Source organism: Clostridium sp. YIM B02500 (assembly GCF_022324665.1).
GTDB lineage: Bacteria > Bacillota > Clostridia > Clostridiales > Clostridiaceae > Clostridium > Clostridium beijerinckii.
Genome location: NZ_JAKGTE010000008.1, coordinates 1 through 14709, shown reverse-complemented (window position 1 = coordinate 14709; position 14709 = coordinate 1). Strand labels below are relative to the sequence as shown.

The following is a 14709-nucleotide window of genomic DNA, read 5'->3' as shown; positions in this document are numbered from 1 at the left end:
GTTTATGGTAGTGCTGGTTTAGGTAGTTTATTTTTGCATAATATATTTTAAACAATCTAAAAATGTAATATTGACTTAAAGTTAACTTTAAGTGATAAAGTAAAGTTATAAAAAACAAAGGAGTTGAGAGAATGAAATATCAAGCATCAAAAAATAGATATAATGAGATGAAGTATAGTAAATGTGGGGAAAGTGGTTTAAGGCTTCCTATGATATCCTTTGGCCTTTGGCATAATTTTGGAAGTAATGCAGATTATAATAACATGAAAGAATTATGTTTTACTGCTTTTGATAATGGAATAACTCATTTTGATTTAGCAAATAACTATGGGCCAGTTCCAGGAAGTGCAGAAGAAAATTTTGGACGTATTTTAAGAGACGATTTAGCGACATATCGTGATGAATTATTAATTAGTACAAAAGCAGGTTATAAGATGTGGGAAGGACCTTATGGAGACTTTGGAAGCCGTAAATATATATTAGCGAGTTTGGACCAGAGCTTAAAGCGTATGGGATTGGAATATGTAGATATATTCTATCACCATCGAATGGATCCCGATACTCCATTAGAAGAATCTATGATGGCTCTTGATACAGCTGTAAAAAGTGGAAAAGCACTTTACGCAGGAATTTCAAATTATAATGGAGAGACAATGGAAAAGGCAGCTGCGATTTTAAATGAATTAAAATGTCCATTTGTAATTAATCAAAATAGATATTCTATATTTGATAGAACTATTGAAAATAATGGACTTAAAAGAGCAGCAAAAGAAAACGGAAAAGGAATTATAGCGTTTAGTCCATTAGCCCAAGGGACATTAACAGATAAGTATTTAAGTGGAATTCCAGACGATAGCCGGATAAAGGTGGATGGAAGATTTTTAAAGCAAGATATATTGACAGAGAAGAAGTTAGAGCAAATTAGGAGATTAAACAATATTGCTTTAAATAGAGGGCAAACTCTTGCTCAAATGGCGCTTAGCTGGGTACTAAAAGATTCAGAAGTAACAAGTGTACTTATTGGAGCATCAAAGCCGTCTCAAATTATTGAAAATGTGGGAATAGTTCATAAGATTGGATTCACGGATGAAGAGTTAATGATGATTGATGAAATAAGTGCTAACTAGGCTAGGGATAAAAAATAAGTTTTATGTATACATTTTCTTTTTCTTTCTATTCTAAAAATAGTAATTTTGGCGTATAATGTATCTTAGAAATTTCTAGTATAAGGAGAGAAACTATGAAATATTCTATACAAGAAGCAGCTAGGATTACAGGACTAACAGCATCTACCTTAAGATATTATGAATCTGAAGGATTATTGCCTAATATTAAAAGGGCCGAAAATAGACATAGATATTATGATGAGTCAAATCTAGAGTGGATAGCAGTAATTAATTGTCTAAAGAACACGAATATGCCTATTGAGCAGATAAAAGAATTTGTTATTTTAAATAGCCAAGGTGATGGTACATTATATAAAAGGTTGGAGTTAATATTAAAGCACAGGGAAAATGTTCAAAAAAAGATAGATGAATTAAATAAATATATGGAACATATTAATTACAAGGTTGACTATTTCACCATGGCGTGTGAATTAGGGACTGAAAAGGAACTTAAAAAAGAGCGATATCCAAATCATTTTTATATAAAAGAAGATGAATAATGAGAGTTAAGGAAAAAATATTTAGTGATACATAAAATATCAAATTAGCGTTTATATAAGTGAAAATATTTAAAAAGTTTAGTATTTTTTTATACTAGACTTTTTGTTATATAATTTCTAAATTCAATGGAAGATGAAAATTGATTTTGTGTAGTTAGTTATATAAAAATAGTAGAATTTAAGGTGATCATCAATATGAAATATTAACTAAATGTATGCAAATAGATTGATAAGAAACAGAGAGTAAGGGTAGTGAAATCTTATTAAGAAACAAGAAACTCTTAGGTATTGAAAATAAAAAATCGTATTTTAGAAAGAAGCAGCAACAGAGGAATTGATGGATAAAACAAAAAAGCAAATGGGTAAATAATTAGGAACTCTAGAAATAGGGTTCTTTTTGTGGTTGTTTTAAAATTATGATAAAAATACTTAAGAATTCTGATTAAAATGAAAAAAATGTTGCAACTTTATTAAAAATGTATTACTATATAACAGTAAAATCTAAAAGTTCAGATGAAGATAGCGGGAGAGTAATGGCTATGGTCATTCACCGAAGAAGTAAATCTTTCAGGTACCTATTTAATTAGAGATGACCGCTATTGGATGAAACCTTGGAGAGACTCGAAACGAGCACCGAAGGAGAAAGCTGTAAAGGCGAAACTCTCAGGTAAAAGGACAGGGGACAGATAACATATCTTATCAAAGTAATATATTATAAATTACTTCATTTAGATCTTATCTATTCCCATTTATATCTCAAATTACAAAACATTTATATTAGTAAAAGGCTTTTTAGTACATGCTTTTTTAACTAAGATGGAGGGATAAAAATGGATCAATTAAAATCAGGAAATCAAAATTTATCAAGAGGACTAAAAAATCGTCATGTTCAATTACTTGCAATTGGAGGAGCAATCGGTACTGGATTATTCCTTGGTTCAGGAAGGTCCATTCACTTGGCAGGACCATCTATATTGTTTGCGTACATGATAACAGGAATAATTTGTTTTTTTATTATGCGTGCCCTTGGGGAATTATTACTTTCTAATTTAAACTATCATTCATTTGTAGATTTTGTATATGATTATTTAGGAGAAAGAGCAGCATTTATAACTGGATGGACTTATTGGTTCTGCTGGATTTCACTTGCGATGGCGGATGTGACTGCTGCAGGCCTTTATATACAATACTGGTTCCCGAATATAGCTCAATGGGTTCCAAGTCTTATAATCCTTATAGTTTTATTGATTATGAACCTTACAGCAGTAAAGTTATTCGGTGAAATGGAGTTCTGGTTTGCCTTAATTAAAGTTGTTGCAATTTTAGCTCTAATTATAATCGGTATATTTATGGTTATTAAAGGATTTTCTACAGATGCTGGCGCAGCTAGCTTCACAAATCTTTGGAGTCATGGAGGATTGTTCCCGAAGGGTGCAACTGGATTTATTCTTTCGTTCCAAATGGTTGTATTTGCTTTTACCGGAATCGAGTTAGTAGGACTTACGGCTGGTGAAACAGAAGATCCAGAACGAGTTATTCCAAAGGCTATTAATAATATTCCAATTAGAATTATTATTTTCTATGTTGGAGCGCTATTTATTATTATGAGCATATATCCATGGACTTCAATTAATCCAGATAAAAGTCCATTTGTACAAGTGTTTTCAGCAGTAGGAATTGCAGCGGCAGCGAGTATTGTAAATTTCGTTGTATTAACATCAGCTGCTTCTGCATGTAACAGCGGTATTTTTAGCACAAGCCGTATGGTTTACTCTCTTGCAAAAGAAGGTAATGCACCAGAGTCAATGAATAAATTAACTTCTAATCAAGTACCTGCTAATGCTACAATCTTCTCAGCAATTATTATCTTGATTTCAGTTATTTTAAATTATATTATGCCAGAAGGAGTATTTGTTCTAATTACAAGTATATCAACATTTTGTTTTATCTTTATTTGGGCAATTATTGTTGTTTGCCATTTGAAATATCGTAAAACTAATCCAGAACTTGCAGCTTCGAACAAATTCAAGATGCCACTTTACCCAATCATGAATTATATAATTCTAGCGTTTTTAGCTTTTGTTATAATTACATTAGCATTTAATAATGAAACTCGTGTGGCTCTATTTGTAACGCCAGTATGGTTTATTATGCTTTGGTTGATCCATAAAGGGATTAAATCAAAAGCAGAAACAAAAGAAGCTGTTAAGAGGAATTTAGCATAAGATTTTAATATTCAAATAACTCTGTTAAATGATTGTAGATTTTGATGTGATGAATGTTTTTAATACGTATGCTCACATTTTTAAAGTATGAATTTAAGAAATATTTAAGATAAAAGATAATAAACCACTTTATTCTAAATTAATCAGAATAAAGTGGTTTATTATATTGTTAACAATATATCTAAGTATGAATTAGTCTTGATACTGAGATAATTGTTGGCATGCAGAATTAAGAGAATTTATTGCTTGTTGAATTTTATTTTTATTATCTTGTTTTTCTGCAGAGCTAAGAGCTTGTTGTAGTGAGCTTATAGTATCTTTGCATGAAGATACGCTTTGATCAACATATTGTTTAGCTTTTCCTGGCATATTTAGCACCTCCTATATAAATCATTCAAAGTTAGTATGAGCATAACTTAATTAAATATACGAAATTAAGAGAAGGAATTTGTATTGTAAATATTGGATATTTTGATTATGTAATACAAAAGGGAATAGTTTTTTATTAATCTTAAGCTGATTCTAAAATATAAACCTTAGTTATTAAAAGTAATCTGAATTATCTTAGCGTATTCAGTTATATAATTTTTATATTATTTAGAACTGAAAAAGTGTAAAAAAGTATACAAAAGTATAATATACAACACATGAAAATAACTTTAGAATAATAAATGTAACTTAATACATAGGGGGATAAAAATGTTAAAAAGTATATTAAGAACATTAGCCGCTTTAACTATATTTACTATTATTCCAGTTATTTCATATGCTAATGATTCAACAAATGCATCGGAAATAAATTGGATTGAAGGGCCAAAGACTGTTGATGTAGGAACTGACTTAGCAAAGTTAGATTTGCCTAGTGAATACGTTTTTGCGAATGGAAAAGATGCAAAGGAATTAATGAAAGAAATGGATAATTCAGTTACCGGCATGGAACAGGGAATAGTTTTATCAAAAGATAATAATGAAAATTGGTATGTTTTATTTGAATTTGATAATATGGGATATGTCAAAGACAATGATGCAGGAAAAATAAATGCTGATCAGTTATTGTCAGATATAAAAAATGGAACTGAAGAGGATAATAAGGAAAGAATGAAGAATGGAAAATCTACATTAGATATAATTGGATGGGATGAAAAACCACATTATGATCCAAACACCAATAATTTAGTATGGTCAGTATTATGTAATAGTAGTGGCGAACAGATAGTTAATTATAATGTAAGAGTTTTAGGGCGTGGTGGAGTGACTGAAGTCACACTGGTTGCAAGCAAGGACGAAATGTTGGCGGTTAAACCTAAACTGGAAAATATTATTAAGAATTATGCTTATAAAGAAGGAAAAAGATACTCAGATTACATAAAAGGCGATAAGGTAGCAGAAGCAGGATTAGCAGCACTAATTGTTGGAGGAACAGCATCTAAGATAGGTTTGTTTGCTAAAATACTAATAATATTTAAGAAGGTATGGATATTTGTTTTGGCTGTGATAGGAGGTCTATTTGGTAAAGTAATAAAGGTATTTAAGAAAAAGTCATATAGATATGATGAAACTGAATTGAATTCAAATAAAATTGTATTTAAAGAAAATTCTGAGGCAGATATAAAAAGCTGATATATTTTTTAAAATAATTTGTATGAGCTTTATTAGTCGCAAATATTCCAATATAAACTAAAGGTACATGTGAAAGTTTACTAAAAGCAACTTCCTCACATGTACATTTTTGTTGTATATGGAAAAATTTTATTGTAGTTATTCAGAATATAAATAAGGATTTGTTATAGGAAATGAGTAGAAATAAAAGCCATAAGTAAATTTATGTAAATTTACTTATGGCCATTAAATAAAGAATATAGCAGTATAACTCACACTAATATAGATAACTTAGTATCTAATTATAATCTTTCGACCATAATTAAACAGTGCAATACCTATATTAATATTTTGTTCGACTAAATAAGATACTTACACGACCATATATAATCTTTTGACTATATATGATTATTACACTACCAAATATAATCTTAGCTTGACTTTATAAGATAAGTTGGAATCCTATTATAATAAAATTAATCTACTATAATAAGACTTTTCCTAACCATATAAAATCTCATCTAATGTTAATACAAGTCTTTTGACTTGTATTAAATTCTGATAAACAAATATATTGTTTTTTGAACATATTTGTTTGCTTAACTGTTATATCCTTTATGATATTAGCATATCCTAAAGGAAGTATTTGATACTATGAAATTCATGGTAGTTGCTATATAAATTTTCATTGATAAAATAATTAACTAGTAATTTTAAAAAAATTTCTAGTGATATAGTGATTAGTTAAAAGTTTTTGCGTGCAATATGTAGACTTAATGACTACAAAATTGTAGTCGTTAAGAATTGAAATTTAAATGTAAAATCATAAGGCGTTTTTATAATTTTATATTTAATACTATTTTTTATTATGTTCTTGTAAACTAGTTAAAGGCACTTCGCGTGAATTTTTTTGATTTTTAAAAAAATGGATATTAGCAGTTTCTGTATTAGTATTTACGCTTTCGATGTAAATTGGAGTTCCATTAAGTGTTACATTTGCCATTACTGATGATGAAACAATTTCCTGTGCTCTTTCTTTATCCATAATAAATCTCTCCTTTATGATTTTATGATTAGCTATATATTTGACATGGGAAAATTATAATATTCAATAAAAAATAAAAGTTCACAGTTTCTTAACAAGTTTTAATAAATTTTATTTTTACATCAAAAGATTGTGTGAAAAAATATTTTATTAGATAAAATACGCTTATTATAAAAAATATAATATGGTATTATGGGAGTAGATGAAATAATTAGTAGAAAAGTAGAAGGTGATAGACTTGATAGATTTTGATTATAGAGGATTAACGGGAGATATCATTACAAAAGAGGAATTTAGTTATGAAGAAGAACGAAAGGCTTGGAATAGGGCTATAGAAAAATATCCATTAGCAATTGTATATTGCCATACTAATGATGATATCATCAATGCAATAACTTGGGCCAAATTGCATTCAGTAGAAATTAGAATAAGGTCAGGCAGACATCACTATGAGGGATATTCAACAGGAAATGATGTTTTGGTTATTGATATTAGCAAAATGAATGCAATTAGTGTAGATGAAGAAATAGGAATAGTAAAGATACAAGGCGGAGTTAGGAATAGGGAACTTTACGAGGTTTTGGGAGAACTGGGCTATCCATTTCCAGGAGGAGGATGTCCAACGGTTGGAGTTTCGGGACTAACTTTAGGTGGCGGATGGGGTTATTCAAATAGATTGCTTGGATTAGCATCTGATAACTTACTTGAAATTGAATTGATAGACTATAAGGGGGAAAGAATAGTTGCTACAGATAAATCTAATACAGACTTGTTTTGGGCTTTAAGAGGTGCTGGTGGAGGAAATTTTGGAGTAGTTACTAGCATGATATTTAAACTTCCTGAAAAAATTAAGATGGCGACTTTAATAGATATCGATTATATAGGTGCTGATGATCATGAGATATTAGATATATTTGAGATTTGGACACATTTATATATGAGTTTAGATAAAAGAGTTAATTTAAAGATGGGGATATATAATTCAGAAATAAAAGGAAGAGGAGTCAGAATTACAGGAATATTATATGGTTCCAGAGAAGAGGCAGATGTAATTTTAGGCGACTTTAAGAATATTTCTAAAAAGGGAGTATTTGATTTTAACTATATTTCAGTTTTAGACGTAAATAGAAGGATTCAAGATGGTCATCCTCCATATGAAAAATATAAATCGGCAGGAAGATTCATATATAAGGATTATAGTAGAAGTGAAATGAAAAAAATCATAGAACTTGTTGAAGAGAGGGCTAAAGGTGCAGTATATGCAGCTGTTTCCCTATATGGATTAGGTGGAGCAATTATGGAAAAAGATAAAAATGATACAGCTTTTTACTATAGAGATGCGAAATTTATAATGGGATTTCAATCTGTTTGGGAAGAAGCTGAGTATGCGCCTATGAATATAGAATGGGTTAAAGAAAAGCTTAAATACATAAATAGTATCACAACAGGTTCATATATTAATTTTCCATGCGCAGATATTGAGGATTATGAAAAAGAGTATTATGGAGAAAATTTAGAAAAATTAAGAGAAGTTAAATTGAAATATGATCCGTATGAGGTGTTTAAATTTCCTCAAGGAATACGAATTGGAAACGGGCAAAATTTAAATTAAGGAAATTATTTATAATAAAATATTATTTGGAAGCGAAAAAAGGCTATGTATAAGAGATAATTGTTTTAAACTTATACATAGTCTTAAGTTTTTTATACTACTTTTAAAATGAAGATATTCAATAATTTTGTGTACGTTTAAAAATATCTTAGAAAATATTTTACCAGTAAGAGTTTATATTGAATTATATTACATAATTTGCTAAGATTTATACATAGAAATAAATCAAATTTTAAATACAAATGTAAAGTTATTCTGGTTTTAATGGGAAGATATTACTGTTTGAACATTAGTGTATTATTGTGTAATATTTTAGGAGGTAATTATTTGGTTAATTTTGAGATGGAGATTAAAAAAATAAATCCAATCAATATAAAGGAAATGGAATTGAATAGATATAAGATCGATGATGACATTAAGAAATCCATTATTCTATATAATTCAGCAATAGGAGAAATAAAAAAGAGCAACTTTGAGTTGGCTGTAAATGATTTGAAAAAAGCTTTATCCTATAATAAGGGGTTTTCAGATGCAATTAAGCTTATTGGATTGTGCTATGTTAGTATGAAGCAATATAGAAATGCAGAAAAGATCTTTAAGAAACTTAAAAAATACTCTATATATGATAGTTTAGCAAATGATTATATACAAAGTCTAAAAAAAAAATCATCCAGAGGAAGAAATGTAAATAATATGGATGTTATAAATCATATTAATAGTGATATATGGAATGAGTACTCTAAAAAAACAAAGCGCTCGACAGGGAAAATAATTATGGTTATATTAAGTACAGTAATCATTATGGGTGGTATTGTAATGAATTATTTTTATCCAAAGTTTATTCAGGTGGCAATAGCGAAGGTTCCTATCGAAACTCAAGAATTTTTACATAAGCTTAGTATAAATAATAAACTAATAGTAAAGCAAGAGGAAGTCGATAACGATCAGAACAAAGTAGATGATTCGTTAGAAGAGAACATGGTAAATCTTGAAAATAGTGAGAAAGCTAAAATAGATTCAGAAGATCAGAAAGTAAAAAGCGATAGCTATAAAAATAATATCTTTGGCATGTTAGATGAGGCTGAGAAATCAATTGGAGACGGAAAATATGAAATTGCTGCTGAGGATTTAATAAATGTGAAGAACGAAAATCTTGATAATGATATGAAAGCGAAGTTTGATAAATTATGGCAAGATTTAAAAATAAGTGGACTCTGGCCTATATACAATGATGGAAATAAGCTATATAAACAAAAAAAATATGCGGAAGCACTTCCTAAATTAAAAATGGCTTCACAAATCGATTCTGATATAGATATTATTCCTTGGTTGATGTATCAAATAGGGACATGCTATAAAGAGACAAATGATTATTCAAATGCTCTTATATATTTTAGGCAAGTTAAAGATAAATATCCTAAAACTGAGTATTCTTCATATGCAGATTATAGTATGAAGGAAATGGGGAATTAGAAATGTTTCTTTCCCCCAAAATAGCTATGCTTATGTAATTAATTTAAAAAAAATTTAATAATAATAATTATAATTAAAACGTGCCGCATTAGATTAAATAGTCTATACAGCACGTTTTATCACTATCCTTAAATAATAATAAATAAAAATTACACAAAAGTGGGATAATTGTATATAATTATATAATATTGTATTATATAGGTAGAGGCGTTTTAATGATCTAATATAAAATAAGATTAAAGGAAATTAGCCTTTAACTCATGCTTATATGAGACAGTATTATTGACATATTTTTTAGATTGTATATGGATTGGAGCGTGGTACTTTTGTATTCTATTATTATAGTAGAGGATGATTCTATACAAAGAGACATTTTAAAGAGAATGATATTATCTGTATGTGACTTTGTAAAAATTTATGAGGCTGATAGCGAAATGTCAGCATTAGAAATAATTTTAAATAATGATATTAATATGTTTTTAATAGACATTAGTTTAAAACAATCTTCAGGATTGGATCTTGCTATGAAGATTAGAAGTATATCTAAATACGAATTTAGGCAAATTATTTTTTTGACAACACACATGGAATATATAACCCAAGCATTTAAACAAACTCATTGCTATGATTACATTGTAAAACCATATGATAAAAATGATGTACAAGCTATGTTGAATAAGATTATTCTTAATGAAACAAGTGATTTAAATAACAAAGTTGATAATTATAACGAGGAAAAAGATAAAGAGATTGTAATCACATTAAAAAATGGCGTGTACGTTGGAATAAAGGTAAATGATATTATATTTATAGAAGTTGATGGTAAAAACTGTGATATTAATACTTACAATGGCGTTTATACTGCATATAACATAAGTTTAAAAAAAATATTGCAGTTAATTGACTGCAATTATATAGTTCAAAGCCATAGAGCTTTTGCAATAAACACGAATTATATATACAAAATAGAAAAACTCGACGTTAAACTTAGTGAAGTATATTTTAATGAATGCAGCAAGACAGCATTTTTAGGATACAAATTTAAAAATAGCATTATGTCTGAATTTAAAAAAGGAAAAGTGATAATATGTTAGAGAGACTTATTACAAATGGTTTAGATATGGTTAATATAATTTATTTGTGGACAGTTTTAATGAAGAAAAATCATGAGATATCTAAATTTTTATCTAGTGTGGTTATTACTTCTATTCTAATTACAATTATTGAAAGACTAGATTTAAATGCGGCTATTACATATGCAATGATTATAATAGTAATTAAAATAATATATAAAGTATATCTAAAAGAAATTATACTTGGATTCTTTCTGATAATACTTATAGAGATGAGTTTACAGTTAATATTATTTTTAATCATTGGTAAATTTGTTTATGATGAAACCACTATGACAATTATTACAGAATTGATTATATTAATTAGTATAATAATATTTTCAAAAATTAATTTTAGTGGAAATATTACTTTTAAAAATATGGATAATAATATCTTAATTTATTTCATATCAACATGCAGTATTTATGCGATAATATCTAAGATTATTTGGAATTATGATGAAAAAATCATATTGAATAATTTACTTATTACGGCAGTAATATTGAGCATATTAGTAGTTTCTCAAATATTAACATATGTATATATTGTAAAAGTAACTAAAGAAAAAGAAACATTAAAAGTTTCTAATGAATATAATTCTGTTATTAGTGAAATAGTTCAAGAAATTAAAAGAAGACAGCACGATTTTGTTAATTATAAAAATACAATAAGAGGAATAGTAGAAGTTGTAGCTGAAAAAGATGTAAAATCAGCAATTAATAGTTATATGAAAGATGACGATATATATGATAATGAGATAAATGAACTTATATATATCAATAATATAGTTGTTATATCTATATTGTATAGATGTATTGGGAAAGCAAAAAAGTATAATATTAATTTTAAATATGATATACAAAATAATGTTTTGGATGATAAGTTAAGTTATCATGAAATATCTAATGTACTAAATAATCTGTTAAACAATGCTTTTGAAGAGGTAATGAAAGAGCAGTGTATTAATAAAAACATTGAAATTAAGATATTTACTGAAAAAAACACATCTCATTTAATAGTTAAGAATCAAATAGCAAATGCAAATGATTTTAATTTAAATGAGATGTTTAAAAGAGGCTATTCTACTAAGAATACTGATAATAGAGGTTATGGATTGTATAATGTACAACAAATAATTAATTCACATAAAGGATATATAAAATTGAAAGTAGAATATGGAGAAATTATTTTTGATATCTATTTTAATAATTCTTGAGGATAATCTGGCTCGCCACAAAATGTGGCACAACTTGATTTTGATATTAAATTAAATATATCAAGTAGTACGGCTGAAAAAAGATTTATAGATTTTTGCATTAGAAACAACTCCTTTCATATTAATAATGATTAATTGAGCAATTTGAAAAACTAAACTTATAAATATACAGTTACATACGCGAATATTTGTAATTTTAAAAAATAGTATACACCAAAAAATTAATGATACTAAACAAATTTTTTTTAATGTTGCTTTGTTAGTTATAGGTCTTTTTTCATTACGACAAGGAGCATAAGCTAAAATTATAATGAAGGAAATTATAAAGAAAACTATATAAAAAGTGATATTTAGTTTTAATGGTAGTTTGCTAAAGAATAACAGTATTAAGAAATATATTATACTTAATATCAAACATCCACTAAAAGTTTTACAATGAATACCTCCGCTTAAAGGTCTTGTTGAAATTAAAATAGAAAAAGATAATAAGAAGAAAGGTATTTCATTTAAATTAAAAAAAATTATTAGTAATATTATCAATTTAGCTAAGTCACCTAAAATGACTTCTAAAGTATACTGAATTTTCAGCAAATCTGTTTTGATTAAAGAAGAGTTGTTTTTTTCTAAGTATCTTGTTATAAAAGTAGATGTTAATTTTATCATTCTAATCTCTCCATATTAATTAATGTGAATAATATCTTTATAAAGTATATTGGATAAAATTTCAATATTATTGGAATAAAACGTACAAATTTTGGAATGAAAAGAATAATTGCCTAATAATTAAGCAAATAATTTATTGCGTTGCTTTTAACACTTCATATTGTATGTTTAGAGGAAACGCTATTTATTTAGGTTTAGCAATATGAGAATATATAAATGTGGTAAAGAGTGTTATTAACAATTGTATTAAGCTTGGTGTTATTAATAATACTAGTAATTAAGAGGGGAGAGGTGAGAGGAAAAAACAACTTAGAAAAGTAATGATTTTAGCCGCGTCATTATTAATACTTTTGGGACAAACTCCTAACATTGTTTTCGCTGCAACTTCACCAAATATATCAAGCAGTGCTTATAACAGTGAAAACATATTTACTCAGAGTGGTTACAAAGGACAATGTACATGGTTTGTATGGGGACGTGCATATGAGAAATTAGGAATAAAGTTAAACTCTCAGTTTTATGCAATGCAAAACAATGGTGGAATGAAACTACTTATCCGAAAGGGCAAACACCAGCCGCTAATTCTATAGCTGTATTCGGGAATGGTAGCGCGGGGCATGTTGTATTTATTGAAAGTGTTTCTGGTGACACAATATACTTTAACGAAGCTAACTATCATGTGAGTAAGGCATATGATGGCGCAGAGGAAAATCAGACAGTATCAGCATTTAAGAGCAGATCTGCGAATTTTCTTGGATTCATATATCTACAGGGTAATCCATCTGAGCCGAGTGATCCAACACAAAGTGGCTTTACTTATCCCAATAATGCTCAAGTATCAGGAGATTTTCTTTACGTAAGAGATTCGAGTGGGAATATTATTTCTGGTCGTAGAGTTGATGATGGGGATAAAATAACAGTATTGGATGTTAGTTATTCAACTCAATTGGCTTTGATAGAATATCCAACACCTAATGGAGTAAGGACAGGATATGTTACAAATGCTACAAATATAATTAAATATTTTAATGCTGGAGCTTGGAAAAATGGTTCTACATCGGAAAATGTTTATGATTCTAATGGAAATGTAATAGGATCACTATCTCCTGGTGAGACCGCGACACCACTGTATCGTAAAAATGGTAAGCTGAGTGTAGTTTATAATACGTCTAAAGGCGCAAATACTAAATCAGGATTTGTAGTATATAATGGAGGTTTCAATAAGTATTAACAAGTGAGTTTTAAAAATGTGGGTATGACTTTATTTCAAAGAGGAAAGTCTAAATGAGATTGTGGGTTAGAGAATAGGTTTTATATATACATTTATAAATAATAAATATAGTTTAATAAAAATTGATGATATAAAATGTTTGATATCATCAATTTTTTTATTATTTTATTTTAGATATAACCTTATATGCAAATGTTTCTGAATAGTATATAAAGTGAATTGAAAGAATTTATAAATTAAGGTTTCATATTTTTAAAATATCAAAAGTATATAGGTTGGATTTTTAAATATTTACTTCAGAATATTCAATCTATACAACGGTTTCTAGTGTATCAATATATGTATTAGTTAGCATAATAGCGAATAATAGCGAAAAAACAGAATAACTTCACAAAAAGGTGAGAAGATAGGAAATTAATATATGCAAGAGGTGTTAAGATGAAACACGTCACTAAGAGATGTGAAATTAATAACTTAAAGCTAATAGAACTAATGAAAATGAAGTTCAAAAGGTTTTTTAAAAAGTTGTTGACAAGCTTTGAAAGTGGTGATATACTGAGTAAGCTGTCAGAAACGACAGATAACAACAAAACATTACAACAGTAGTTGTGAGAAAGAAAAATTGGTCTTTGAAAATTGAACAGAATGATATAAATACATTTAAGTAAACCAGCAATTTTTATTTGAGTAAGCTAAGATTAAACTTTTTATTGAGAGTTTGATCCTGGCTCAGGACGAACGCTGGCGGCGTGCTTAACACATGCAAGTCGAGCGATGAAGCTCCTTCGGGAGCGGATTAGCGGCGGACGGGTGAGTAACACGTGGGTAACCTGCCTCATAGAGGGGAATAGCCTTTCGAAAGGAAG

At 28.2% G+C, this 14709-nt stretch carries 14 protein-coding genes, 1 rRNA gene and 1 riboswitch; of the genes, 12 read left to right on the top strand and 3 right to left on the bottom strand.

The window, feature by feature from the left end; translation table 11 throughout:
* Positions 1–131: 131 nt before the first annotated feature.
* From mgrA to L1S46_RS08470, 3 genes are all read left to right on the top strand, one after another.
* Positions 132–1127 (top strand): L-glyceraldehyde 3-phosphate reductase, encoded by a 996-nt coding sequence (gene mgrA / locus L1S46_RS08480; protein WP_238899754.1) that lies wholly within the window; start codon positions 132–134, stop codon positions 1125–1127.
* Between the two features lie 113 nt (positions 1128–1240).
* The gene (locus L1S46_RS08475) at positions 1241–1666 is read left to right on the top strand and encodes a MerR family transcriptional regulator (protein WP_077829368.1); all 426 of its coding nucleotides are present in this window, start codon (positions 1241–1243) and stop codon (positions 1664–1666) included.
* A 601-nt stretch (positions 1667–2267) separates the two neighbouring features.
* Positions 2268–2355: riboswitch (glycine riboswitch) on the top strand.
* Between the two features lie 141 nt (positions 2356–2496).
* Complete coding sequence (locus tag L1S46_RS08470; RefSeq protein ID WP_238899753.1) at positions 2497–3891, top strand: amino acid permease; 1395 nt, start codon at positions 2497–2499, stop codon at positions 3889–3891.
* Between the two features lie 192 nt (positions 3892–4083).
* On the opposite strand, the gene L1S46_RS08465 is transcribed toward L1S46_RS08470, so the two are convergent.
* A complete protein-coding gene (locus tag L1S46_RS08465; protein WP_023972996.1) occupies positions 4084–4260 on the bottom strand; it encodes a hypothetical protein in 177 nt (58 codons plus the stop codon).
* A gap of 330 nt (positions 4261–4590) precedes the next feature.
* Here L1S46_RS08465 and L1S46_RS08460 point away from each other — a divergent pair, with 330 nt between their 5' ends.
* Positions 4591–5511, top strand: coding sequence for a DUF2167 domain-containing protein (locus tag L1S46_RS08460; RefSeq protein ID WP_238899752.1), 921 nt, complete (start codon positions 4591–4593; stop codon positions 5509–5511).
* Between the two features lie 835 nt (positions 5512–6346).
* Here L1S46_RS08460 and L1S46_RS08455 read toward each other — a convergent pair.
* On the bottom strand, positions 6347–6535 hold the full coding sequence (locus L1S46_RS08455) for an H-type small acid-soluble spore protein (protein WP_238899751.1): 189 nt from the start codon (positions 6533–6535) through the stop codon (positions 6347–6349).
* Positions 6536–6773: 238 nt separating this feature from the next.
* Between L1S46_RS08455 and L1S46_RS08450 the strand changes: the two genes are divergently transcribed.
* From L1S46_RS08450 to L1S46_RS08435, 4 genes are all read left to right on the top strand, one after another.
* Positions 6774–8147, top strand: coding sequence for an FAD-binding oxidoreductase (locus L1S46_RS08450; RefSeq protein ID WP_238899820.1), 1374 nt, complete (start codon positions 6774–6776; stop codon positions 8145–8147).
* A gap of 327 nt (positions 8148–8474) precedes the next feature.
* Positions 8475–9620, top strand: a complete 1146-nt coding sequence (locus L1S46_RS08445; protein WP_238899750.1) for a tetratricopeptide repeat protein — start codon at positions 8475–8477, stop codon at positions 9618–9620.
* Between the two features lie 326 nt (positions 9621–9946).
* Entirely contained in the window at positions 9947–10714 is a 768-nt protein-coding gene (locus L1S46_RS08440; RefSeq protein ID WP_081300660.1) for a LytTR family DNA-binding domain-containing protein, read from the top strand.
* Positions 10708–11949, top strand: coding sequence for a GHKL domain-containing protein (locus tag L1S46_RS08435; protein WP_238899749.1), 1242 nt, complete (start codon positions 10708–10710; stop codon positions 11947–11949). The genes L1S46_RS08440 and L1S46_RS08435 overlap by 7 nt, the downstream gene beginning before the upstream one ends.
* A gap of 60 nt (positions 11950–12009) precedes the next feature.
* Here the strand turns inward: L1S46_RS08435 and L1S46_RS08430 are convergent, their stop codons facing one another.
* Positions 12010–12612: an accessory gene regulator B family protein gene (locus tag L1S46_RS08430; protein ID WP_238899748.1), complete on the bottom strand. Its 603-nt coding sequence runs from the start codon at positions 12610–12612 to the stop codon at positions 12010–12012.
* A 320-nt stretch (positions 12613–12932) separates the two neighbouring features.
* On the opposite strand from L1S46_RS08430, the gene L1S46_RS08425 reads away from it, so the two are divergent.
* The 4 genes from L1S46_RS08425 to L1S46_RS08410 all read left to right on the top strand — a co-directional run.
* Positions 12933–13202, top strand: coding sequence for a hypothetical protein (locus L1S46_RS08425; RefSeq protein ID WP_238899747.1), 270 nt, complete (start codon positions 12933–12935; stop codon positions 13200–13202).
* Positions 13103–13843, top strand: a complete 741-nt coding sequence (locus L1S46_RS08420; RefSeq protein WP_343217246.1) for a CHAP domain-containing protein — start codon at positions 13103–13105, stop codon at positions 13841–13843. Before L1S46_RS08425 ends, L1S46_RS08420 begins: the two co-directional genes overlap by 100 nt.
* A gap of 438 nt (positions 13844–14281) precedes the next feature.
* Positions 14282–14449, top strand: a complete 168-nt coding sequence (locus tag L1S46_RS08415) for a hypothetical protein (RefSeq protein ID WP_238899745.1) — start codon at positions 14282–14284, stop codon at positions 14447–14449.
* A 100-nt stretch (positions 14450–14549) separates the two neighbouring features.
* Positions 14550–14709, top strand: a 16S ribosomal RNA gene (locus L1S46_RS08410); the annotation flags it as partial.

What these genes read in the sequence shown, in the direction of transcription:
- mgrA (WP_238899754.1), top strand. Translation starts at nt 132, where the DNA reads ATGAAATATCAAGCATCAAAAAATAGATATAATGAGATGAAGTATAGT.
- L1S46_RS08475 (WP_077829368.1), top strand. Translation starts at nt 1,241, where the DNA reads ATGAAATATTCTATACAAGAAGCAGCTAGGATTACAGGACTAACAGCA.
- L1S46_RS08470 (WP_238899753.1), top strand. Translation starts at nt 2,497, where the DNA reads ATGGATCAATTAAAATCAGGAAATCAAAATTTATCAAGAGGACTAAAA.
- L1S46_RS08465 (WP_023972996.1), bottom strand. Translation starts at nt 4,260, where the DNA reads ATGCCAGGAAAAGCTAAACAATATGTTGATCAAAGCGTATCTTCATGC.
- L1S46_RS08460 (WP_238899752.1), top strand. Translation starts at nt 4,591, where the DNA reads ATGTTAAAAAGTATATTAAGAACATTAGCCGCTTTAACTATATTTACT.
- L1S46_RS08455 (WP_238899751.1), bottom strand. Translation starts at nt 6,535, where the DNA reads ATGGATAAAGAAAGAGCACAGGAAATTGTTTCATCATCAGTAATGGCA.
- L1S46_RS08435 (WP_238899749.1), top strand. Translation starts at nt 10,708, where the DNA reads ATGTTAGAGAGACTTATTACAAATGGTTTAGATATGGTTAATATAATT.
- L1S46_RS08430 (WP_238899748.1), bottom strand. Translation starts at nt 12,612, where the DNA reads ATGATAAAATTAACATCTACTTTTATAACAAGATACTTAGAAAAAAAC.
- L1S46_RS08425 (WP_238899747.1), top strand. Translation starts at nt 12,933, where the DNA reads ATGATTTTAGCCGCGTCATTATTAATACTTTTGGGACAAACTCCTAAC.
- L1S46_RS08415 (WP_238899745.1), top strand. Translation starts at nt 14,282, where the DNA reads ATGAAACACGTCACTAAGAGATGTGAAATTAATAACTTAAAGCTAATA.